The following is a 20,369-nucleotide window of genomic DNA, read 5'->3' as shown; positions in this document are numbered from 1 at the left end:
CCCTGCCTCAGCCCTTGATCCGCGCCACCACGGCGTCGAGCGGCAGCTCGATCTTCTCGCCGGTGGCCCGGCGCTTGATCTCGGCCACGCCGTTGGCGGCGCCGCGCGGCCCGATCACCACCTGCCAGGGCAGGCCGATCAGGTCCATCTCGGCGAACTTCGCCCCCGCCCGCTCGTCGCGGTCGTCGTAGAGCGGGTCGAGGCCGGCGGCCTGGAAGCGCTGGTACAGGTCCTGGGCCGCCGCGTCGCAGGCGGCGTCGCCCGGCTTCAGGTTGATCAGCCCGACATCGAAGGGCGCCACCGCATCCGGCCAGATGATGCCGGCCTCGTCATGGCTGGCCTCGATGATGGCGCCGGCCAGGCGCGACACGCCGATGCCGTAGCTGCCCATCTCGACCGGCCGCGGGGTGCCGTCCGGCCCGGCCACGGTCGCGCCCATCGGCGCCGAGTATTTGGAGCCGAAATAGAAGATGTGGCCGACCTCGATGCCGCGCCGGGTCTGCAGCTCGGCCGCCGGAACCGGGCAGTTGGCGGCATCGTGCATCTCGTCCGCCGCGGCGTAGAGGCCGGTGACGCGGTCGACGAAGGCGGCGAGATCGTCGTCGGGGCCGAGCTGCCGGGCCTCGGTGTCCAGCTCCAGCAGCCGGGGATCGACATAGACCTGGCTCTCGCCGGTTTCGGCCAGGATCTGGAACTCGTGGCTCAGGTCGCCGCCGATCGGGCCGGTGTCGGCCTTCACCGGCACCGCCTTCAGCCCCAGCCGGGCGAAGGTGCTGAGGTAGCAGACGAAGAACTTGTTGTACGACCGCCGCGCGGCCTCGTAGTCGATGTCGAAGCTGTAGGCGTCCTTCATCAGGAACTCGCGGCCGCGCATCACGCCGAAGCGGGGGCGCACCTCGTCGCGGAACTTCCACTGGATGTGGTACAGCAGCTGCGGCAGTTGCTTGTAGCTCTTCACCGACGAGCGGAAGATGTCGGTGACCATCTCCTCGTTGGTCGGCCCGTACAGCATGTCGCGGTCGCTGCGGTCGCGGATGCGCAGCATCTCCTTGCCGTAGTCGTCGTAGCGGCCGCTTTCGCGCCACAGATCGGCCGGCTGGATCGTCGGCATCAGGATCTCTTGGCAGCCGAAACGGTCCTGCTCCTCGCGCACCACCTGCTCGATCTTCTTCAGCACCCGGAAGCCCAGCGGCAGCCACGAATAGATGCCGGCCGCCTGCTGCCGGATCATGCCGGCGCGCAGCATCAGCCGGTGCGACACGATCTGCGCCTCGCTGGGATTCTCCTTCAGGGTGGGCAGGAAGAACTGGGACAGGCGCATCGAGCGGGCCTTCGTCTGGAACCGTTGGGAAAACTTCAGGCGCGCGACTTTAGGGAAGGACCGGCAGCCTGTCCATGCGGGGTTCCGCGGCACCGCGATTCTCCCGATGCTCGCCACAATGATCATGCCCCGAGGAGTGGTGTAGGAGGCCGCCTGCAGGGCGGCGGCCGGTCATCGGGTTCCAGCCCGACTCACATCATCCTCCTGCGGCGAGACTGCTCGCTCCGGACCCACTGGGTCCGATCCAGCACCCTCCGGCGGCGGCGCTGCTCGCTCCGGATCATCTGCGTCCGATCCACCCCCCTCTGACTGCGGTGGCGTGGACGCCACGTTCGATATCCGGTCCTCTTCGATCGCCCGGGGCACCGTCTGGGTGTAGACAAGCACGGTGAACAAGGCGCTCTCCGCGTCAGTCTGCAAAGTGGCTGCGCGTTGCGCGATGAGATTGGGCAGGTCCGCTATCGGGATCGGTACTTCCGCCGCGACCACCTCACCGTAAAACGCGTCCAGGGCAGCTTCCACTCGATGGTGCCCTTCGCTGTTTTCGCTCAAGGTCTCGCTCGGCTTCTTCTTCTTCGGCGTGCCGAATTGCATTTCGTACAGATGGCACAGGGCCTGACAAAAGATACTTGAAATCACCGTATTGGTGAAGATGCGGAGCGCTTCGTTCGGGATCGCATCTTTCCCGGCCGGACCCAACCGCATTCCTCCGTTGAGCGCCAGATATGTATTGAACACCAAGACAAATGCGAAGAACTTATTGATATCGTTTGCAATCACAAATCCTTCCTTCAGTAGCTCCTTTGGGCTTTTCAATTGCCACTTGGCTTCATATTCGAGTGGGCCGATCGTCCCGAATTCGTTGCCCGCGATCAGTTTCACGAGCGGCGGAGTCAGCAGGCCGTAACCGACCAGCGCCGTGGCCCAGAAAAGGGCGACTTGGCCCCCTTTTCGAAGGCGGTCGCCGGGATCCAGGTCCGGATATCCCCCGGGCCCGGTAAAATCGTTTGAATATGACCAAGGGGTGGCGAGGAGGAAGCTCAAGGTAAAGGTGGTGGCCCCCGCCGCAAATGTCGCGACCTTTCCCCAACCGGTCGGCTCGACGCCGGCAAGCTGCGGCACCTTGATCGTCTTGAATCTCTTCAAGACTTCAAGGACGGTTGCAAAGAAAGCGGCACCTGCCGTCTGCGTAGAGAGGCCGGCAGCGACACCGTAGCCTTTCGCGAACCCCACAGCACCAAGCATGGAGAAGGCATAGATAAGGTCTCCGATGGTCGCATCCCAGTTCTCGTCTTTGGCGTTGAAGGCAGCCGAGGTAAGCAGGATAAGAGAGCTGACTGCTTGACCCGTGTAATAGACGCCTTCGGCAAGCCCGGTACGCTCGTCAGGCTGGCCGAGCTTCAGCGACTGAGCGGTTCCAGATTGGACACCTGTCCGGAAACCAAACCCTAGGACGCCGATCAGACCCATCGTCTTGGCAATGGCCCAGAAGTTGAGCCCCCAGCGTATAGCGGCATTCTTGTCGGAAGGTCTCGCGCCAATCTCGTTGATGATTTGCCGGACAGCTGCCTGGACTGCGTCAAGGTCCGGAGCGGGCTGTGCCGGATCGTCCGAGTCAGTCCGAGTGCCCATGAAAGCTACGAAGTCGGGATCTTTGAAGACGGCATCCACCTTCCGGGCTAGTTCGAGGTCGCGGTTGAGCAACTCGGTGACTGCCGCTGTCACCTCCGCTCCGGACGGCAGCATCTCGATCCACTCGCCCCCCGGAGCGGGCTGCGGCGATGCCGCGGTGATGGCCCCCTCCTGATTTCCACTGCCGCTGTTCCCCGCCTGGGACGATGCGGGGAGGTTGCCACTGGCGTGAGACCTCGTTAGGGCATCGACCCAGCTGGTAAATCTCGGTTGGTTCGCCAGGTCGGCGTCACCGCTCCGGCCTCCGTTCCCTCGTCCGGTCCCTGGTGCATCCGTCATCGGCCTGTCCTCCGTTGCTGTGCCCTGAGAGCCAATTGTGAATCAGCGTGGAATAACTGAAGGAATGATTGAACGAACCTGCCGGCGCGGGATGTGAGAGGCGGTGACGGGGAGGCGACCTGGCAGGGATGATGGTGGTTGTGAGCAGCCCTGAGACCAGAATGAGTGAGCGGAAGCGGCCGAGATCGCCAGCCCCGGTTTTGGCATGGTTCAATGCACGACCGGAATGAATGACCTTCGTGGTCTGCGCCGCGGCGATGCCGCCGGCTTGCGCAATCGCCCATGGAATAGGCTTCGGCTTCATCGTCTATATGGGCGTTAGAGCGCTCGCCGGACGCGTGTGGGACATCCATCCGGCGACGGCGATCCCGGGCATTTTGTTCGTATACAAATTCGCCCTGATCTGACCGCATGGGGGGCATGCGATTCTGCGTGACAGCCGCGTTGATCCTCGCTAAGGTCCGCCTCGCCTAAACAAAAAGATCCATAAGGGCAGGCTCGAGTTTAGGGAGGAAACTGTCGGGAGTGCCGGCAGGACTAAAGTCCGCCGGACACAATTAAAAAGACAGGTTTTCGACCGGCAGGCGCTTCGGCCCTGCCGTTTTTTTGTGCATGGAACACGATCGGCCGAAGCCTATGTCGGCCAACGCGCCAGGGTGCGCGAAATGGCGTTTCCGATCTGATCGATTGATGGCGGCGGGCATTCGAAATATCGCCCGAACGCCGCCGCCAGTTCCTGCAGCTTCGCTCCCGGGAGCGCCGACAGCGCGGCCGGCGTCACGTCGGGACCGACGACCTCCCATAGGACTTCGCAGCATTCATGCGCAGAGGCCAGCTCGAACGGGACGGGCGGACAGACCGCGTCGGCAAAGGCCTCGCCCATGGCGGTTTCGAAGTCGGCCCGCGCCTGACTGTCCATAGCCGTCCCTTCCCTCATCCGCCGGGCGCGCGGATCGTCGTCAGGACGTTGAGCGGCACGAGCGCCTCGCCGGGCCGGGGCACGAGCCCGACGAGCATGAAGACGTCGCGGCCGTCGGAGCTTTCATAGCCATGGGTCCATGTCTCGCGGCGCTCGGTCTCCTGCGTCACGGCCCGCCAGCGGCGCCGGCTGATCATCTCCTCGTCGAAGCGGCTCCGAAGCGCCCCGGCATCGGCCTTCGCGTCCAGGGTGAGATGGATCATCGTCAGCCTCGTCTTGCCGCCGTACCGCTCCGCCAACGCATCGAAGACCGGCCCCCAGGCACGGTGGTCGCGCAGCATGACGCCGTCCCCGAACGGATATTCGTCCGGCTGTCCGACGCCCGCCGGCCAGGGCGGGATGGTGCGCTCCGAGGCCGGCGAACGATCCCAAGCCAGGCCGACGACCAGCGCCACGACGGCCGCGACGGGGAACACAAGAACGCCCCTTCGAAGGGGACTCATCGAGCGAAGGCTGATCATGGATCCCCAGTACTCGCGCCATATCAACTTTAGTTCCGGACATCATTGCCGGCGATTTATGTCCATTTTAGGATCTCGGCTTTCATATAACTGTCATATCGTCTGAATTCGACTGATTGTCCGATCGATCCACTGCCCAGCCGGCGCCATTATTTAGAGCAATCCTCCCGGGAGCCCGTCGGGCAGGACGAACTTCAGAGCGGCGCGGGGTTCCCCCGGCCGGGATGCGAGGGGGACGCATGAAGCCAACGCCGCTTTGGACCGCGAGGCTCGGAAAGGAACGGCGCGTCAGGGCCAGGGCGCCCGTCTTCGCCGGCGATGTCGTGTACCAGGTCTTCCACTACGACAAGGGCGGCTTCTTCGAGAGCGTGATGCTCGCGCTCGACGCCGGAACCGGTGCCGAGCGCTGGCGGACGACGATCGGGCATGTGGCGAACGAATCTGTGGTGGGGCCGGACGGCACCGTCTATCTCAGCAGCTTCGAAGGCTCCATCCGGGCCTATGACAGGACCGGCCAGGTGCTGTGGGGGGCACCGGAGGCGGAATGCAACATCGGCATCCCCAGCCTCGCCGGCGACGGGCGCCTGGTGGTCGCGGAGATCCACGGCGGCGGCCGCCGTACCTGGTGCCTCGATGCCCGGTCGGGCGCCGTACTCTGGACCTTCCACAATGGCGGCCACAGCTACGCCATCGCCGCCACGACGGAGACGGTCGTACACGCCACGGTCGTGGCCGGCGCCAAATTCGGCGAGAGCACGATCCATCTCTTCGCCCTCTCGGCCGAGAACGGGCGCCGCCTCTGGTCGGCGACCCATGACCAGTATCTGTTCATGCCGAGGATCGTCGACGATCTCGTGGTGGTCGGCGCGCGCGGCGCGCTGCTCGCCTACAGCAGGTCCGACGGCAGGCCCGTGGCGCGCCTGGACCTGCCGCCGCCGGCGGTGGCGAAGGCCCTCACGCCGCTGGCGGACGGCTTCCTGCTCAGCGACGACACGCCCCTGGCGGCCGCCGACGACGCCCCCGCGATCCGCCGCGTGGCGCTGCGCCGGAAGCGATCCCTGTTCCGCAGCGCGGTGGAGCTCGCGCCGCTCTGGACCGCTCCCCTGCCCCAAGGAATGGTCGGCCGCCCCGTCGATCTCGGGGCGGTCGCGGCGGTCCTGCTCGAAGGCGGCGACCTCCACATCCTCAATCTCGGCGACGGCCGCCAGGTTGCCCTGCACAAGCGGAGCGGAGAGGACAGCGGCGCCGGAGGCATCGCCTGTTCGGGACCGCTGCTGGCGGTGGCGAACGGCCGGACTCTCGAGGTCTACAGGCAGTCCGACCTGATCGCTCGCTGAACGGGCATCGCCGGCCTCAGGCCCCGCGCCGCCAGGGCGGGTCCAATTTCAGGATCCTGGCGTAGACCGGGCAGCCGGGGTGGTGCGTGCCGGCCAGGTAGCCCAGGCTCATCAGGAATTCGCCGACGATCTCGCCGCCGGTGAAGCGGAAGGTCTTCTTGAACAGCTTCACCCAGTCCGCCTTGGTCAGCGGGTGGTGGGCGTCGAGCCAGGCGGCGAAGCTGCCGTGGCTCGCCCGGATCGCCTGCAGTCGCTTGGCGTTGTCGATCGCGGCGTCGACCTTCAGCCGGTTGCGGATCACCCCGGGATCGGCCAGCAGCCGGGCGCGGTCGGCCTCGCCGAAGGCCGCGACCTTGTCGATGTCGAAGCCGGCATAGGCGCGGCGGAAGGTCTCGCGCTTCTTCAGCATCAGGTCCCAGGACAGGCCGGCCTGGTTGATCTCGAGGATCAGCCGCTCGAACAGCACGGCGTCGTCGCGGGCCGGGAAGCCGTATTCGGTGTCGTGATAGGCCTTGTGCAGCGGGTCGCGTCCGGCGAAGGCGCAGTAACCCGTTGCCGGCGCCGGATCCTTCACTGCTGCGCTCTCGTCCATGATTCCGCCCAATCCCGGAAGGAGAACACGTTCTCGGTGATCAGAACGTCGATCACCACCCATAGCACGACGGAGATGGCGGTGGTGATCAGCACCTTGCGCCACATCCGCGGATTGGCCGGTGCCCCGACCTGGTGGCCCGGCTGCGCGTCGTCGACCTCGGGCCGCACGCCCCAGGGCAGGACCATGAAGATCACGGTCCACCAGATGATGACGAAGACGACGATGCCGCTGACCAGGCCCATGCGGTCCCTCCCGGAGTGTCTGCCCTCTTACCCGCCTGACCTGACGGGCAACATGGGTCTTTTCGTCCTGGCTCAGACCTGCTCGATCTCGGTCAGGGTGCCGGCGAGGTCGGCCGGGTGCAGGAACAGCACCGGCTTGCCATGGGCGCCGATCTTCGGCTCGCCGTCGCCGAGCACGCGCAGCCCCGCCGCGACCAGCCGGTCGCGCGCCGCCAGGATGTCCTCGACCTCGTAGCAGAGGTGGTGGATGCCGCCCTTCGGGTTGCGCTCCAGGAACCTGGCGATCGGCGAGCCCTCGCCCAGCGGATGCAACAGCTCGATCTTGGTGTTCGGCAGGGTGACGAAGACGGTGGTCACGCCATGCTCCGGCAGCTCGACCGGCGCCGACACCTCCGCCCCCAGCGTCTCGCCGTACAGCGCCACGGCGCCCGGAAGGTCCGGCACGGCGATGGCGACGTGATTGAGGCGGCCGATCATGGTGTGCTCCCTCGGACTGGTCTTTGCCTGCCACACTTGTCATGCCCGGGCGGATCCTCGGGTCAAGCCCGAGGACGGGCATCCACAGACTGTCGACATCTTCTGGATTGCCGGGTCAAGCCCGGCAATGACAGGAAGGGGCTGTTGGGCGCAGTCCTTTGGCTCTTACAGCCGGACCAGATGCACTTCGGTGACCGGCTTCTTGCCGTGCCAGCTGCGGATCGTGCGCCGCACCGTCACCCGCGCCGCCTCGGTGATCGCCGTGTCGTCGTTGCGCTGGGCCCGCGGCAGGGCTCCGATCGCCGAGCGCACCTCGTCCGCCACCTCGGCCTCGCTGTCGGCCTGGTCCTCGGCGTCCTCGATGCCGAGCAGCGCCACCCTCGGGTCCGCGGCCAGCCGGCCGTCGCGGTCGAGCACCAGGGTCACCACCGCGGCGCCGTTGTGGATGATGCGCTGGCGGTCGCGGATCGCCTCGCCGCCGATCGGCACCAGATGGTGCCCATCCAGTGCCAGCCGGCCGTGCTCGACATTGTCGACGATCTCCAGCGGCCCCGGCGCCAGGCGGATCAGGGCGCCGTTGCGCGGGATCAGCGTCTGCTTCACCTGCCCGGCCTCGGCCAGCGCCGCATGGGCGCGCATGTGCCGCTCCTCGCCATGCACCGGCACCACCGCCTGCGGCCTCAGCCACTGGTAGAGGGTGGTCAGCTCGTCCCGTGCCGGGTGGCCGGAGCAGTGCACCATGGCGTCGTCCGGCGTGATGATCGTCACGCCCTGCGCCACCAGCGCGTTCTGGACCCGGCCGATCGCCTTCTCGTTGCCCGGGATCTCGCGGGCCGAGAACACCACCGTGTCGCCGGCATCGAGCGTGATGTGCGGATGGCTGTCGCCGGCGATGCGCGACAGGGCCGACCGCGCCTCGCCCTGGCTGCCGGTGCAGATCAGCACGATCTTGTCGCGCGGGATGTAGCCGACCTGGTCCTCGCGCACGAACGGCTCCGGCAGGTCGGTCATGTAGCCGGTGCTCTGCGCCGCCTCCATGATCTTCCACAGCGACCGGCCGACCATGGCGCATTGCCGCCCGGCCTGCCGCGCCGCCAGCGCCACGCTGTGGATGCGCGCGACGTTGGAGGAGAAGCAGGTGACGACGACGCGGTTCGGCTGGGCCGCGATCACTTCGGCCAGCCCCTTGCGCACCTCTTCCTCCGAGCCGGAACGGCCGGGGTTGAGGGCGTTGGTGCTGTCGCCCATCACCGCGAGCACGCCCTCGTCGCCGAGCCGGCGCAGCTTGGCCTCGTCGGTCACGGCGCCGATCTGCGGCGCCGGGTCCAGCTTCCAGTCGCCGGTGTGGACGACGGCGCCGTGCTTGGTGCGGATCACCAGCGCGTTCGGCTCCGGCACCGAATGGGTCATGGTGATGAAGCCGACGCCGAACGGGCCGATCTCGACATCGCCGCCCAGCGGCACCTCGATGATCGGCACCTGGTCGGCGAAGTCGGTCTCGCGCAGCTTGATCCGCAGCACCGCGGCGGTGAAGGGCGTGGCGTAGATCGGGCAGCGCAAATCGGGCCACAGATGGGTGATGGCGCCGATATGGTCCTCATGCGCGTGGGTGATGACCATCGCCAGCAGCTTGTCGCGCCGCTGCTCGATGAACACCGGGTCGGGCACGATCAGGTCGACGCCGGGGATCGATTCGTCGGCGAAGGTGACCCCGCAATCGACCATCAGCCAGTGGCCCGCATGACCGTAGAGATACAGGTTCATCCCGATCTCGCCGGCGCCGCCGAGCGGCAGGAAATAAAGGGCGTCGTCGGGGCCGGTGGCGCCGGCCGCGGGAGATGCATTCATGTGGTGGTGTTTCGCTCGTAGATGAGGCGCAGTCCGCGCAGGGTCAGTTCGCTGTCGATGTGGTCGATCATATGGGTCGCCTGGGCGAAAACGCTACCGAGGCCGCCGGTGGTGATCACCGTCACCGGCGGCGTGCCGGTCGGCGACAGCTCGGCCTTGATGCGGGTGATCAGCCCTTCGATCATGCTGAGATAGCCCCAGAACATGCCGGATTGCATGGCGCTGATGGTGCCGTAGCCGATCACCTGCTCGGGCCGCACGATCTCGACCTTGGGCAGCTGGGCCGCCACCTTGTGCAGCGCGTCGAGCGCCAGCTGCGGCCCCGGGGCGATGATGCCGCCGACGAAGTCGCCATCGGCGTTGACCACATCGAAGGTGGTGCCGGTGCCGATGTCGACCACGATCAGCGGCTTGGGATACTTGGCGCCGGCGGAGACGGCGTTGACCAGCCGGTCGGCGCCGGCCTCGCGCGGGTTCCGCAGCAGGTTCTTGATGCCGAGCTGGACGTCGGGGTCGCCCACCCGCATCGGGTCGGTGCCGAAATGGTCGCGGCACAGCTTGGCCAGGTTGAAGGTGGCGGCCGGCACCACGCTGGACAGGATCGAGCGGGTGACGTCGACCGGGCGCAAGCCCCGCATCGCCATCAGCGAGACCAGCCAGACGGCGTATTCGTCGGAGGTGCGGCGGCTGTCGGTGGCGATCCGCCATTGGCCCTTCTGCTGCGCCCCGTCGAACACCGCGAAGACGATATTGGTGTTGCCCGCATCGATGGCGAGAAGCATCTCAGCCCCTCCCGAAGAAGACGTCGCCTGCGGTGATGCTGTGCCGCCCCGTGTCGGTGCGCAAGATCAGAGCGCCGCTGGGATCGATATGCTCGAACACGCCCTCCAGCGTCTCGGTCTCCAGCCGCACCTTGATGCGGGCGCCGAGGCCGACGGCGCGGCCCAGCCAGGCCGCCCGGGTGGCGTCGAAGCCGTCCGCCAGCCACTCCGCCAGGCGCCGGTCCAACGCCGCGACCAGGCGTTCCAGCACCGCCCCAACCGTCGCGTCCTTGGCGCCGGCGGCGTGCAGGCTGGTGGCGTTGTAATCGGCGAGCTGGGGGTGATGGGCGACGTTCACCCCGATGCCGGCGACGATCCAGTCGACTTCGCGTGGATGAGGGGTCCTGTCCGGCGCGACCGCGGCCTCCAGCAGGATGCCGGACAGCTTGTCGCCGGCGATCTGCACGTCATTCGGCCATTTCAGCTTCGGCTCGAGTCCGAAGCCGGCCACCGCATCGGCCACGGCGATGCCGACCACGAAGGTCAGCTCCCCGGCCCGGCTGAACGGCACCTGCGGCCGCAGGATCGCCGAGCAGTAGAGGTTGCCTTCCGGCGCGGACCAGGCGCGGCCGCGCCGGCCCCGGGCCGCGTCCTGCCGCCGGGCCGAGACGATGGTGCCATGCGGGGCGCCCACCGCGGCGAGCGCCCGTGCCTCGTCATTGGTGCTGCCGACGCTGTCCCGTGCGTCGAGCCGCCAGCCTGGTGGCAGTGTGACTGGGAGTGGGAAGTCGGGCATCAGCCCCCGAACAGGCTGGCCGCGGCCGCCTGGGCTGCGCCGGTCAGCGGCGCCGGCAGCAGCCAGAACACGACGATGAACAGGGTCGAAACGGCGAGGATCGCCGGGATGGCGGCACCTTCCGCCTTGTCGAAGGCGACCTTCGGCTCGTCGAAATACATCACCCGGATGATCTTCAGGTAGTAGACCGCCGACACCACGCTGGCCAGCACGCCGATCACCGCGAGCACGATGAAGCCCTGCTCGATCACCGCCTTGAACACGTAGAGCTTGGCGAAGAAGCCGGCCAGCGGCGGGATGCCGGCCATCGAGAACATCATCACCACCAGGGCGAAGGCCAGGCCAGGGCTGGACTTGCCGAGGCCGGCGAGGTCCTGGATCCCCTCGACCTGCTTGCCGTTGATGCGCATCGACAGGATCACGGCGAAGGCGCCGAGGCTCATCGGCACGTAGATCGCCATGTAGACGATCACGCCGGTGATGCCCTGCTGGGTGCCGGCGGCGAGGCCGAGCAGGGCGAAGCCGACATGGCCGATCGAGGAATAGGCCATCAGCCGCTTGATGTTGGTCTGCGCGATCGCGGCGAAGGCGCCGAGGATCATCGACAGGGCCGAGGCGACGACAATGATCTGCTGCCACTGGCTGGTGAGATGGCCGAACGGCTCGACCAGCACGCGGACGAACAGCGCCATGGCCGCCACCTTCGGGGCCACCGCGAAGAAGGCGGTGACCGGGGTCGGCGCGCCCTCGTAGACGTCCGGCGTCCACATGTGGAACGGCACGGCCGAGACCTTGAAGGCCAGGGCGGCGCAGATGAAGACCAGGCCGATGATCACGCCCATCGAGTTGCCGCCGAGCACGCCGCCGGCCGCGGCCTGGCCGGACAGGGCCTGGGCCAGCGCGTCGAAGCTGGTGGTGCCGAGGAAGCCGTAGACCAGCGAGATGCCGTACAGCAGCAGGCCCGAGGACAGGGCGCCGAGCACGAAGTATTTCAGCCCGGCCTCGCTCGACCGCTCCGAATCCCGGTTGAAGGCGGCGACGACATAGAGCGACAGGCTCTGCAGCTCGAGGCCGAGATACAGCGAGATCAGGTTGTTGGCGCTGATCATCAGCAGCATGCCGACGGTGGCCAGCACGAACAGCACCGGAAACTCGAAGCGCGCCATGCCCTCATGCTCGAGGTAGTCGAGCGACAGGATCAGGGTGAGCGCCGAGCCGAGCAGGACCAGGATCTTCATGAACACGGCGAAGCCGTCGGCCACGAACATGCCGTTGAAGGTCACCGTCCGGCCGCCCGGCCCCATCACCAGCAGCGCGCCGGCGATGATGAAGGACATCACCGCCAGCGAGGCGACGATCCGGGTCGACTTCTCGCCCAGGAAGACACCGATCAGCAGCAGCGCCATGCCGGCGCAGGCCAGGAAGATCTCCGGCAGGGCCGGCATCAGATCGGGAAAAGACACCATGGCGATCGGATCCCCGGCTCAGCGGACGGCCAACGCGACCGCGTCGGCGCGGCCGAGATCGGCGTGGTATTGGGTGATGAGGTGGTCGACCGAGACCGACATCACGTTCAGGAAGCTGGACGGGTAGATGCCCATCCACAGCACCACCAGCGCCAGCGGCACGAAGAGGACGATCTCACGCGGGCTGAGGTCGGTCATCTTCCGAACATCCTCGCGGGTGATCTCGCCGAAGATGACCTTGCGGTACAGCAGCAGCATGTAGGTGGCGCCGAGCACCAGGCCGGTCGCGGTCAGGGTCGCGACCCAGGTGTTCACCTGGAACAGGCCGGTCAGGATCAGGAACTCGCCGACGAAGCCCGAGGTGGCCGGCAGGCCGACCGAGCCGAGCAGCATGATCATGAAGAACACGGCGTATTTCGGCATGTTGGTCGCCAGGCCGCCATAGCGCGCGATCTCGCGGGTGTGCAGCCGGTCATAGACCACGCCGACGCAGAGGAACAGCGCCGACGAGACCACGCCGTGGCTGAGCATCTGGAAGATCGAGCCTTCCACGCCCTGCTGGGTCAGCGAGAACATGCCGGCGGTGACGAAGCCCATATGCGCGATCGAGGAGTAGGCGATCATCTTCTTCATGTCCTCCTGCGCCAGGGCGACGAGGGAGGTGTAGATGACCGCGACGATCGACAGGCCGTAGACCAGCGGCGTCAGCAGCGCCGTCGCCTCGGGCAGCATCGGGATCGAGAAGCGCAGGAAGCCGTAGCCGCCCATCTTCAGCAGCACGCCGGCCAGGATCACCGAGCCCGCGGTCGGCGCTTCTACATGCGCGTCCGGCAGCCAGGTGTGGACCGGCCACATCGGCACTTTCACGGCGAAGGAGGCGAACATGGCCAGCCATAGCCAGACCTGCATGTCGTAGCCGAAATCCGTCGCCAGCAGGGTCGGGATGTCGGTGGTGCCGGCCTGGACGTACATGGCCAGGAGGGCCACCAGCATCAGCACCGAGCCGAGCAGCGTGAACAGGAACAGCTTGAAGGCGGCATAGATGCGGCGCGGGCCCGATCCCCAAATGCCGATGATCACGAACATCGGGATCAGCACGCCTTCGAAGAAGACGTAGAACAGCACATAGTCGAGCGCGCAGAACATGCCGATCATCATGGTCTCGAGGATCAGGAACGAGACCATGTACTCCTTCACCCGGCTGTGGATGCTCTCCCAGCTGGCGAGGATGCAGATCGGCATCAGGAAGGCCGACAGGACGACGAACAGCACCGAGATGCCGTCCACGCCCATGTGGTAGGCGATGTTGAGGTCCGGGAACCAGGCCACCTTCTCTTCCATCTGGAAGCCGACCGCGGTCGGGTCGAAGCCGAGCCAGATGGCGACCGAGAGGGCGAAGGTGACGAGCGTGGTCCACAGCGCCACCCAGCGCGAGGTGGCGGCCACGGCGGCCTCGCTGCCGCGGGCCAGGAGCAGGATCAAGGCTGCTCCGACCAGCGGCAGGAAGGTGGCGAGCGAGAGGATCGGCCAGTTACCCATGAGTCACTCTCACATCCGGCCGCCGAAGACATACCAGGAGACCAGCGCGACCACGCCGATCACCATGGCGAAGGCATAGTGGTAGACATATCCGCTCTCAAGCCGGCTGGCCCGGCGGGCGACGCCGATCGAGGCGGCGGCGATGCCGTCCGGCCCGAGCCGGTCGATGATCGCCCCGTCGCCGCCCTTCCACAGGGCGCGGCCGAGGACGAAGGCCGGCTTGACGAACAGCGCGTCGTAGATCTCGTCGAAGTACCACTTGCGGAAGAACAGCTGGTGGATCGGCTTGAACGCCCGCACCACCGCGCCCGGCAGCCCCGGCGCCTGGATGTAGAACAGCCAGGAGGCGGCGAGCCCGACCAGGCCGGCGACCAGCGGCAGCAGCTTGACCCAGAGGGCGACGTGATGCGCCGCCTCGATGCTGTCCTGGGCAGGCAGCACCAGGATCGCCTCGCGCCAGAAGTGCTCGCGCCCCTCGCCGACGAAGACATCGTAGCCGATCAGTCCGGCCAGCACCGCGCCGATGCCGAGCACAATCAGCGGCACCAGCATCACCGGCGGGGATTCATGGACATGGTCCATGGTGTGATGGTCGGCGCGCGGCTTGCCGTGGAAGGTCAGGAACAGGAGACGGCCGCTGTAGAAGGCGGTCATCACCGCCGCCAGGACGCCGAGCCAGTAGGCGAAGGCGCCGACGCCGGTGTGGGCGCCCCAGGCGGCCTCGAGGATCATGTCCTTGGAGTAGAAGCCGGCGAAGCCGAACACGCCGGGGATGCCGATGCCGGCGAGCGCCAGGCTGCCGATCCACATCAGGGCGTAGGTCGACGGGATCAGCCGCCAGATGCCGCCCATCTTGCGCATGTCCTGCTCGCCGCCCATGGCGTGGATCACCGAGCCGGCGCCGAGGAACAGCAGCGCCTTGAAGAAGGCGTGGGTCAGCAGGTGGAAGATCGCTGCCTGGTAGGCCGAGACGCCGATGGCGAAGAACATGTAGCCGAGCTGGCTCATGGTCGAATAGGCGATGACCCGCTTGATGTCGAACTGGGTCAGGCCGATCGTCGCGGCGACGAAGGCCGTCAGCGCGCCGACGACGCAGACCACGGCCAGCGCGTCCGGCGCGTATTCGAACAAGGGCGACATGCGCGCCAGCATGAACACGCCGGCGGTGACCATGGTGGCGGCGTGGATCAGGGCCGAGACCGGGGTCGGGCCCTCCATCGCGTCCGGCAGCCAGGTGTGCAGGCCGAGCTGGGCCGACTTGCCCATGGCGCCGACGAACAGCAGCAGGCAGGCGGTGGTCAGGGCCGGCAGGTCCATGCCGAGGAAGTCGATCCGCGCATTCACGAGGTTCGGCGCGGCGGCGAAGATCTCCTCGTACCGCACCGTGCCGAAGATCTTGTAGACGGCAAAGATGCCCAGCGCGAAGCCGAAGTCGCCGACGCGGTTGACCAGGAACGCCTTCACCGCGGCGGCGCGGGCGCTCTCCTTCTCATGCCAGAAGCCGATCAGGAGATACGAGGCCAGGCCGACGCCCTCCCAGCCGAAGAACAGCTGCACCAGGTTGTCCGCCGTCACCAGCATCAGCATGGCGAAGGTGAACAGGCTGAGATAGGCGAAGAAGCGCGGCTTGGAATGGTCGTGCGACATGTAGCCGATCGAGTAGACGTGCACCATCGCGGAGACGGTGTTGACCACGATCAGCATCACGGCGGTCAACGTGTCGAACTTCAGCGCCCAGTCGGCGACGAAGGTGCCGCTGCTGATCCACAGGAACAGCGAATGGGTGCGGACGTTGCCGTCGATGGCGACGTCGAAGAACAGCCACCAGGAGATGACGCAGGCGACGCAGACGGCGAGCGTCGTCACGGCCATCGAGGCGCGGTCGCCGATGAGGCGGCCGAACAGTCCTGCGATCAGGAAGCCGGCCAGCGGCAGGAAGATTGCGGCGATGTCCATCGGGGGCGCCTCAGCCCTTCATCATGTTGATGTCCTCAACCGCGATCGAGCCGCGGTTGCGGAAGTAGACGACGAGGATCGCGAGGCCGATCGCCGCCTCGGCGGCGGCGACGGTCAGCACGAACAGCGCGAACACCTGCCCCACCAGGTCGCCGAGCGCGACCGAGAAGGCGACGAGGTTGATGTTGACGGCGAGCAGCATCAGCTCGATCGACATCAGGATGACGATGACGTTCTTGCGGTTCAGGAACACGCCGAAGATGCCGAGCGTGAACAGGATCGCCGCGAGGACGAGGTAATGCCCGAGTCCGATCGTCATGGCGTCAGGCCCCTTCCCCGGTGCCGATCTTCTTGATCACCATCACCTCCTCGCGCCGGCGCGAGAGCTGCTTTGAGATCACCTGGCGGCGGACGCCGGCGCGATGGCGCAGGGTCAGCACGATCGCCCCGATCATCGCGACCAGGAGGACGAGGCCCGCGGCCTGGAACGGATAGGCATACTGCGTGTAGATCAGCTGGCCGAGCGCCGCGGTGTTGGTCGGGCCCGACGGCGCCGCCGGGGCCAGGATCGACGGGCCGCCGACCGAGCCGTAGAGCAGGAACAGCTCGACCAGCAGCACCACGCCGATCAGCGCGCCGATCGGCAGGTAGCGCAGGAAGCCGGCCCTGAGCTCGGCGAAGTTGATGTCCAGCATCATCACGACGAACAGGAACAGCACCGCGACCGCGCCGACATAGACGACGACCAGGATCATCGCCAGGAACTCCGCCCCGATCAGCACGAACAGCGCCGCCGCGTTGAAGAAGGCGAGGATCAGAAACAGCACCGAATGCACAGAGTTGCGGGCCGAGATCACCATCACGGCGGCAGCCACGGTGATCGCGGCGAACAGATAGAAGGCCAAGGCCTGGATGATCATCTCACGGTGCTCCCTGTCGTCCCCTTGCGGACGCTCGAGGTCACGGTTGCTCTACCCCTCTCGCGGCCTGGCCCCCGATGCGGGAGCCGGGCCGAATCCCCCGGCGAGGTGTCGCGGCGGGTCTTACCGGTACGGCGCGTCGGCCGCAATGTTCGCGGCCAGTTGCGCCTCCCAGCGGTCCCCGTTCTGCAGCAGCTTTTCCTTGTTGTAGAAAAGCTCCTCGCGCGTCTCAGTCGCGAACTCGAAGTTCGGTCCCTCGACGATCGCATCCACCGGGCAGGCCTCCTGGCACAGGCCGCAATAGATGCACTTGGTCATGTCGATGTCGTAGCGCGTGGTGCGGCGGCTGCCGTCGCCGCGCGGCTCGGCCTCGATGGTGATGGCCTGAGCCGGGCAGATCGCCTCGCACAGCTTGCAGGCGATGCACCGCTCCTCGCCGCTGGGATAGCGGCGCAGCGCGTGCTCGCCGCGGAAGCGCGGGCTGAGCGGCCCCTTCTCGAACGGGTAGTTCAGCGTGGCCTTCTGCTTGAACATGTAGCTGAAGGTCAACGCCAGTCCGCCCAGGATTTCCTTGAGCAGCAGGCTGCGGGCGGTGCGGTCGATGAATGCCATGGTCTCGGCCTCTCAGTTCGGCAGCCAGCCGAAGGCGGTGAGCACGCCGGCGGTGATCACCACCCAGGCCAGCGAGAACGGCAGGAACACCTTCCAGCCCAGGCGCATCAGCTGGTCGTAGCGGAAGCGCGGCAGCGTCGCCCGGACCCAGATGAAGACGAACAGGCAGAAGAAGATCTTCAGCACGAACCAGATCACGCCCGGGACCCAGGTGAAGGGCGCGATGCCGAAGGGCGGCAGCCAGCCGCCGAGGAACAGGATGGTGGTCATCCCGCTCATCAGAATCATGTTGGCGTATTCGCCGAGGAAGAACAGCGCGTAAGTCATGGACGAGTACTCGACCATGAAGCCGCCGGTGATCTCGGATTCGCCCTCGGGCAGGTCGAATGGCGCCCGGTTGGTCTCGGCCAGCGCCGAGATGAAGAAGATCACGAACATCGGGAACAGCGGGATCGCGAACCAGATGGTCTGCTGCGCCCTGACGATGTCGGAGATGTTGAGCGAGCCGACGCAGAGCAGCACGGTGATGATGACGAAGCCGATCGAGACTTCGTAGGACACCATCTGCGCCGCCGAGCGCAGGCCGCCGAGGAAGGCGTATTTCGAGTTGGAGGCCCAGCCGGCGATGATGATGCCGTAGACGCCGAGCGAGGAAATGGCGAACAGGTAGAGGACGCCGACATTGATGTCGGCCAGCACCAGGCCGTCATCGAACGGGATCACCGCCCAGGCCACGAGGCTGAGGAAGAAGGTGATCATCGGCGCCAGGATGAACAGAAACCGGTTGGCGCCGGACGGGATGATCGTCTCCTTGCTCAGCAGCTTGATGCCGTCGGCCATTGGCTGCAGCAGGCCGAACGGGCCGACCACCATCGGGCCCTGGCGCAGCTGCATCGCCGCCATCACCTTGCGCTCGGCATAGGTCAGATAGGCCACCACGATGATCAGCGGCACGACGATCAGCAGGATCTGGATGACGATCCACAGCATCGGCCAAACGTATCCGCCCCAGAAACCCATCGCCCTACTCCGCCGCCGCTTTGTGCTGGCCCACGATCTCGTCGATGCACTGCGCCATCGTCTCCGAGGCGCGGGTGATCGGGTCCGTCATGTAGAAGTTCTCGACCGCCGAGACGAAGGGCGCGGAACCCATCGCGCCCTCGGCGCCGAAAGCCCCCCACTCGCCCGCCGCCCGGGTGTCCGGCGCCCCGAAGACCGGGTTCACCGCGACCAGGCGCTGGCGCACCTCGCGCAGGCTGTCATAGGGCAACTTGTGGCCTAGGACGTCGCTGGCGGCGCGCAGGATCTTCCAGTCCTCGCGCGCCTCGCCCGGCGGGAACACCGCCATGCGGGCCTGCTGCACGCGGCCCTCGGTGTTGACGTAGGTCGCGTTCTTCTCGGTGTAGGCGGCGCCCGGCAGGATCACGTCGGCGCGGTGGGCGCCGCGGTCGCCGTGATGGCCCTGATAGACCACGAAGGCGTTGCCCAGCCGGCCGGTGTCGATCTCGTCGGCCGCGAGCAGCCAGACGAAGTCGATCTCGCCCTTGCCGGCGCCGTCGAGGATGCCGGCGACGTCGCGGCCGCCCGGGCCCGGCAGGAAACCGAGGTCCATGCCGCCGACCCGCGCCGCCGCGGTGTGCAGCACGTTGAAGCCGTTCCAGTCGTCGCGGACCAGGCCGAAGGCCTCGGCGATCCGGCGGCAGGCGGCCAGAACCTGGGCGCCGTCCTCGCGGGTCAGAGCCCCCTGCCCCACGATCAGCAGCGGCGCCTTGGCGTTGCGCAGCACCTCGGCGAAGCCGTCGGTGCCGTCGGCGATCGCCGCCAGCGTCTCCGGCCCGGCACCGAGATGGCGGGTGCGGTAGGTCAGGTCGACAGCCGGGCCGACCACGCCGACGGTCAGGCCGTTCTTCAGCCAGCGCTTGCGGATGCGGGCGTTGACGATCGCCGCCTCGGAGCGCGGGTTGGTGCCGACCAGCAGGATGACGTCGGCCTGCTCGATCCCGGCGATGCCGCTGTTGAAGAGGTAGGCGCCGCGCGGCCCGGCCGGCAGCTTCGTGCCGTCCTGGCGGCAGTCGAGGTTGGGCGAGCCGAAGGCGGTCATCAGGTCCTTCAGCGCGACCATCGCCTCGGCGTCGACGGTGTCGCCGGCGATCGCCGCCATGCGCTGTCCGTCCAGCCCCTTGGCCTTGGCGGCGATGGCCTGGAAGGCCTCGGCCCAGCTGGCCGGCTGCAGCTTGCCGTCACGCCGGACATAGGGCCGGTCGATGCGGCGGCGCTTCAGCCCGTCGATCGCATAGCGGGTCTTGTCGTTGATCCACTCCTCGTTGACGTCCTCGTTCAGCCGCGGCAGCACGCGCATCACCTCGCCGCCGCGGGCGTCGATGCGGATGTTCGAGCCGATGGCGTCGAGCACGTCGACCGTCTCGGTCTTGCGCAGCTCCCACGGCCGGGCGCTGAAGGCGTAGGGCTTGGAGGTCAGCGCCCCGACCGGGCAGACATCGACCAGGTTGCCCGACAGCTCGGACGCGATCGCCTGCTCGACATAGGTGGTGATCTCCATGTGCTCGCCGCGGTTCACGCCGCCGAGCACCGGCACGCCGGCGATCTCGTCGATGAACCGGATGCAGCGGGTGCACTGGATGCACCGGGTCATGAAGGTCTCGATCAGCGGCCCGAGATACTTGTCGGTGACCGCGCGCTTGCCTTCGGTGTAGCGGCCACGGTCGAAGCCGTAGGCCACGGCCTGGTCCTGCAGGTCGCACTCGCCGCCCTGGTCGCAGATCGGGCAGTCGAGCGGATGGTTGATCAGCAGGAACTCCATGATGCCGCGCCGCGCGTCGCGCACGATATCGGTGTTCGTCCGGATCACCATGCCGTCGCCGGCCGGCATCGCGCAGGACGCGATCGGCTTCGGCGCCTTCTCCATCTCGACCAGGCACATCCGGCAGTTGGCCGGCACCGAGAGCTTGTCGTGGAAGCAGAAGCGCGGCACCTCGATGCCGAGGCGCTCGCAGGCCTGCAGCACCGACGTGCCCGGCTCGACCTCGATCTCGACCCCGTCAATCGTCAGCTTGGGCATCGGTGCCTT

20 protein-coding genes are annotated in these 20,369 nt (G+C 67.0%); 2 read left to right on the top strand and 18 right to left on the bottom strand.

What is annotated here, in order from left to right:
* Nucleotides 1-7 precede the first annotated feature (7 nt).
* On the bottom strand, nt 8-1,321 hold the full coding sequence (gene proS, locus ACTOWL_RS26595; protein ID WP_441324303.1) for a proline--tRNA ligase: 1,314 nt from the start codon (nt 1,319-1,321) through the stop codon (nt 8-10).
* Between the two features lie 171 nt (nt 1,322-1,492).
* Entirely contained in the window at nt 1,493-3,067 is a 1,575-nt protein-coding gene (locus ACTOWL_RS26590; RefSeq protein WP_441324302.1) for a hypothetical protein, read from the bottom strand.
* Nucleotides 3,068-3,522: 455 nt separating this feature from the next.
* Between ACTOWL_RS26590 and ACTOWL_RS26585 the strand changes: the two genes are divergently transcribed.
* Nucleotides 3,523-3,699: a hypothetical protein gene (locus tag ACTOWL_RS26585; RefSeq protein ID WP_441324301.1), complete on the top strand. Its 177-nt coding sequence runs from the start codon at nt 3,523-3,525 to the stop codon at nt 3,697-3,699.
* Between the two features lie 227 nt (nt 3,700-3,926).
* On the opposite strand, the gene ACTOWL_RS26580 is transcribed toward ACTOWL_RS26585, so the two are convergent.
* Both ACTOWL_RS26580 and ACTOWL_RS26575 read right to left on the bottom strand, forming a co-directional pair.
* Entirely contained in the window at nt 3,927-4,211 is a 285-nt protein-coding gene (locus tag ACTOWL_RS26580) for a hypothetical protein (RefSeq protein WP_441324300.1), read from the bottom strand.
* Between the two features lie 14 nt (nt 4,212-4,225).
* Nucleotides 4,226-4,666, bottom strand: a complete 441-nt coding sequence (locus ACTOWL_RS26575) for a hypothetical protein (protein ID WP_441324299.1) — start codon at nt 4,664-4,666, stop codon at nt 4,226-4,228.
* A 290-nt stretch (nt 4,667-4,956) separates the two neighbouring features.
* On the opposite strand from ACTOWL_RS26575, the gene ACTOWL_RS26570 reads away from it, so the two are divergent.
* Complete coding sequence (locus tag ACTOWL_RS26570; RefSeq protein ID WP_441324298.1) at nt 4,957-6,069, top strand: outer membrane protein assembly factor BamB family protein; 1,113 nt, start codon at nt 4,957-4,959, stop codon at nt 6,067-6,069.
* Between the two features lie 16 nt (nt 6,070-6,085).
* Here the strand turns inward: ACTOWL_RS26570 and ACTOWL_RS26565 are convergent, their stop codons facing one another.
* From ACTOWL_RS26565 to nuoG, 14 genes are all read right to left on the bottom strand, one after another.
* Complete coding sequence (locus ACTOWL_RS26565) at nt 6,086-6,661, bottom strand: DNA-3-methyladenine glycosylase I (protein WP_441324297.1); 576 nt, start codon at nt 6,659-6,661, stop codon at nt 6,086-6,088.
* Complete coding sequence (locus tag ACTOWL_RS26560) at nt 6,640-6,906, bottom strand: DUF1467 family protein (RefSeq protein WP_441324296.1); 267 nt, start codon at nt 6,904-6,906, stop codon at nt 6,640-6,642. Before ACTOWL_RS26560 ends, ACTOWL_RS26565 begins: the two co-directional genes overlap by 22 nt.
* Before the next feature lie 72 nt (nt 6,907-6,978).
* Nucleotides 6,979-7,383, bottom strand: coding sequence for a methylmalonyl-CoA epimerase (gene mce / locus ACTOWL_RS26555; protein ID WP_441324295.1), 405 nt, complete (start codon nt 7,381-7,383; stop codon nt 6,979-6,981).
* A 165-nt stretch (nt 7,384-7,548) separates the two neighbouring features.
* Nucleotides 7,549-9,231, bottom strand: coding sequence for a ribonuclease J (locus tag ACTOWL_RS26550; RefSeq protein ID WP_441324294.1), 1,683 nt, complete (start codon nt 9,229-9,231; stop codon nt 7,549-7,551).
* Nucleotides 9,228-10,013: a type III pantothenate kinase gene (locus tag ACTOWL_RS26545; protein WP_441324293.1), complete on the bottom strand. Its 786-nt coding sequence runs from the start codon at nt 10,011-10,013 to the stop codon at nt 9,228-9,230. The genes ACTOWL_RS26550 and ACTOWL_RS26545 overlap by 4 nt, the downstream gene beginning before the upstream one ends.
* A gap of 1 nt (nt 10,014) precedes the next feature.
* Nucleotides 10,015-10,788, bottom strand: coding sequence for a biotin--[acetyl-CoA-carboxylase] ligase (locus tag ACTOWL_RS26540; RefSeq protein WP_441324292.1), 774 nt, complete (start codon nt 10,786-10,788; stop codon nt 10,015-10,017).
* Nucleotides 10,788-12,251, bottom strand: coding sequence for an NADH-quinone oxidoreductase subunit NuoN (gene nuoN / locus ACTOWL_RS26535; RefSeq protein WP_441324324.1), 1,464 nt, complete (start codon nt 12,249-12,251; stop codon nt 10,788-10,790). Before nuoN ends, ACTOWL_RS26540 begins: the two co-directional genes overlap by 1 nt.
* 21 nt (nt 12,252-12,272) lie before the next feature.
* Complete coding sequence (locus ACTOWL_RS26530; RefSeq protein ID WP_441324291.1) at nt 12,273-13,793, bottom strand: NADH-quinone oxidoreductase subunit M; 1,521 nt, start codon at nt 13,791-13,793, stop codon at nt 12,273-12,275.
* 9 nt (nt 13,794-13,802) lie between these two features.
* Nucleotides 13,803-15,749, bottom strand: a complete 1,947-nt coding sequence (gene nuoL / locus ACTOWL_RS26525; protein ID WP_441324290.1) for an NADH-quinone oxidoreductase subunit L — start codon at nt 15,747-15,749, stop codon at nt 13,803-13,805.
* A 10-nt stretch (nt 15,750-15,759) separates the two neighbouring features.
* Nucleotides 15,760-16,068, bottom strand: a complete 309-nt coding sequence (gene nuoK, locus ACTOWL_RS26520) for an NADH-quinone oxidoreductase subunit NuoK (protein WP_309796378.1) — start codon at nt 16,066-16,068, stop codon at nt 15,760-15,762.
* 4 nt (nt 16,069-16,072) lie between these two features.
* Nucleotides 16,073-16,669 carry an NADH-quinone oxidoreductase subunit J gene (locus ACTOWL_RS26515; RefSeq protein ID WP_441324289.1) on the bottom strand — a complete coding sequence of 199 codons (597 nt, stop codon included), beginning with the start codon at nt 16,667-16,669 and terminating at the stop codon, nt 16,073-16,075.
* A 123-nt stretch (nt 16,670-16,792) separates the two neighbouring features.
* Nucleotides 16,793-17,281, bottom strand: coding sequence for an NADH-quinone oxidoreductase subunit NuoI (gene nuoI, locus ACTOWL_RS26510; protein ID WP_395677049.1), 489 nt, complete (start codon nt 17,279-17,281; stop codon nt 16,793-16,795).
* A 12-nt stretch (nt 17,282-17,293) separates the two neighbouring features.
* Nucleotides 17,294-18,301 carry an NADH-quinone oxidoreductase subunit NuoH gene (gene nuoH / locus ACTOWL_RS26505; RefSeq protein WP_441324288.1) on the bottom strand — a complete coding sequence of 336 codons (1,008 nt, stop codon included), beginning with the start codon at nt 18,299-18,301 and terminating at the stop codon, nt 17,294-17,296.
* A gap of 4 nt (nt 18,302-18,305) precedes the next feature.
* Nucleotides 18,306-20,360 (bottom strand): NADH-quinone oxidoreductase subunit NuoG, encoded by a 2,055-nt coding sequence (gene nuoG / locus ACTOWL_RS26500; RefSeq protein WP_441324287.1) that lies wholly within the window; start codon nt 20,358-20,360, stop codon nt 18,306-18,308.
* Nucleotides 20,361-20,369 lie beyond the last annotated feature (9 nt).

The sequence above is a fragment of the Inquilinus sp. CA228 genome, from assembly GCF_052078665.1.
GTDB lineage: Bacteria > Pseudomonadota > Alphaproteobacteria > DSM-16000 > Inquilinaceae > Inquilinus.
The sequence above is the reverse complement of the archived record's forward strand: the minus strand, read 5'-3'. Positions and strand labels throughout refer to the sequence as shown.

Excerpts from the sequence above, each read along its gene's own strand:
- ACTOWL_RS26530 (WP_441324291.1), bottom strand. The coding sequence starts at position 13,793 with ATGGGTAACTGGCCGATCCTCTCGCTCGCCACCTTCCTGCCGCTGGTC.
- nuoH (WP_441324288.1), bottom strand. The coding sequence starts at position 18,301 with ATGGGTTTCTGGGGCGGATACGTTTGGCCGATGCTGTGGATCGTCATC.
- ACTOWL_RS26545 (WP_441324293.1), bottom strand. The coding sequence starts at position 10,013 with ATGCTTCTCGCCATCGATGCGGGCAACACCAATATCGTCTTCGCGGTG.
- ACTOWL_RS26560 (WP_441324296.1), bottom strand. The coding sequence starts at position 6,906 with ATGGGCCTGGTCAGCGGCATCGTCGTCTTCGTCATCATCTGGTGGACC.
- mce (WP_441324295.1), bottom strand. The coding sequence starts at position 7,383 with ATGATCGGCCGCCTCAATCACGTCGCCATCGCCGTGCCGGACCTTCCG.
- nuoG (WP_441324287.1), bottom strand. The coding sequence starts at position 20,360 with ATGCCCAAGCTGACGATTGACGGGGTCGAGATCGAGGTCGAGCCGGGC.
- ACTOWL_RS26570 (WP_441324298.1), top strand. The coding sequence starts at position 4,957 with ATGCGAGGGGGACGCATGAAGCCAACGCCGCTTTGGACCGCGAGGCTC.
- ACTOWL_RS26585 (WP_441324301.1), top strand. The coding sequence starts at position 3,523 with ATGACCTTCGTGGTCTGCGCCGCGGCGATGCCGCCGGCTTGCGCAATC.
- ACTOWL_RS26540 (WP_441324292.1), bottom strand. The coding sequence starts at position 10,788 with ATGCCCGACTTCCCACTCCCAGTCACACTGCCACCAGGCTGGCGGCTC.
- ACTOWL_RS26550 (WP_441324294.1), bottom strand. The coding sequence starts at position 9,231 with ATGAATGCATCTCCCGCGGCCGGCGCCACCGGCCCCGACGACGCCCTT.
- nuoK (WP_309796378.1), bottom strand. The coding sequence starts at position 16,068 with ATGACGATCGGACTCGGGCATTACCTCGTCCTCGCGGCGATCCTGTTC.
- ACTOWL_RS26565 (WP_441324297.1), bottom strand. The coding sequence starts at position 6,661 with ATGGACGAGAGCGCAGCAGTGAAGGATCCGGCGCCGGCAACGGGTTAC.
- ACTOWL_RS26580 (WP_441324300.1), bottom strand. The coding sequence starts at position 4,211 with ATGGACAGTCAGGCGCGGGCCGACTTCGAAACCGCCATGGGCGAGGCC.
- proS (WP_441324303.1), bottom strand. The coding sequence starts at position 1,321 with ATGCGCCTGTCCCAGTTCTTCCTGCCCACCCTGAAGGAGAATCCCAGC.
- nuoI (WP_395677049.1), bottom strand. The coding sequence starts at position 17,281 with ATGGCATTCATCGACCGCACCGCCCGCAGCCTGCTGCTCAAGGAAATC.
- ACTOWL_RS26590 (WP_441324302.1), bottom strand. The coding sequence starts at position 3,067 with ATGCTGCCGTCCGGAGCGGAGGTGACAGCGGCAGTCACCGAGTTGCTC.
- ACTOWL_RS26515 (WP_441324289.1), bottom strand. The coding sequence starts at position 16,669 with ATGATCATCCAGGCCTTGGCCTTCTATCTGTTCGCCGCGATCACCGTG.
- nuoL (WP_441324290.1), bottom strand. The coding sequence starts at position 15,749 with ATGGACATCGCCGCAATCTTCCTGCCGCTGGCCGGCTTCCTGATCGCA.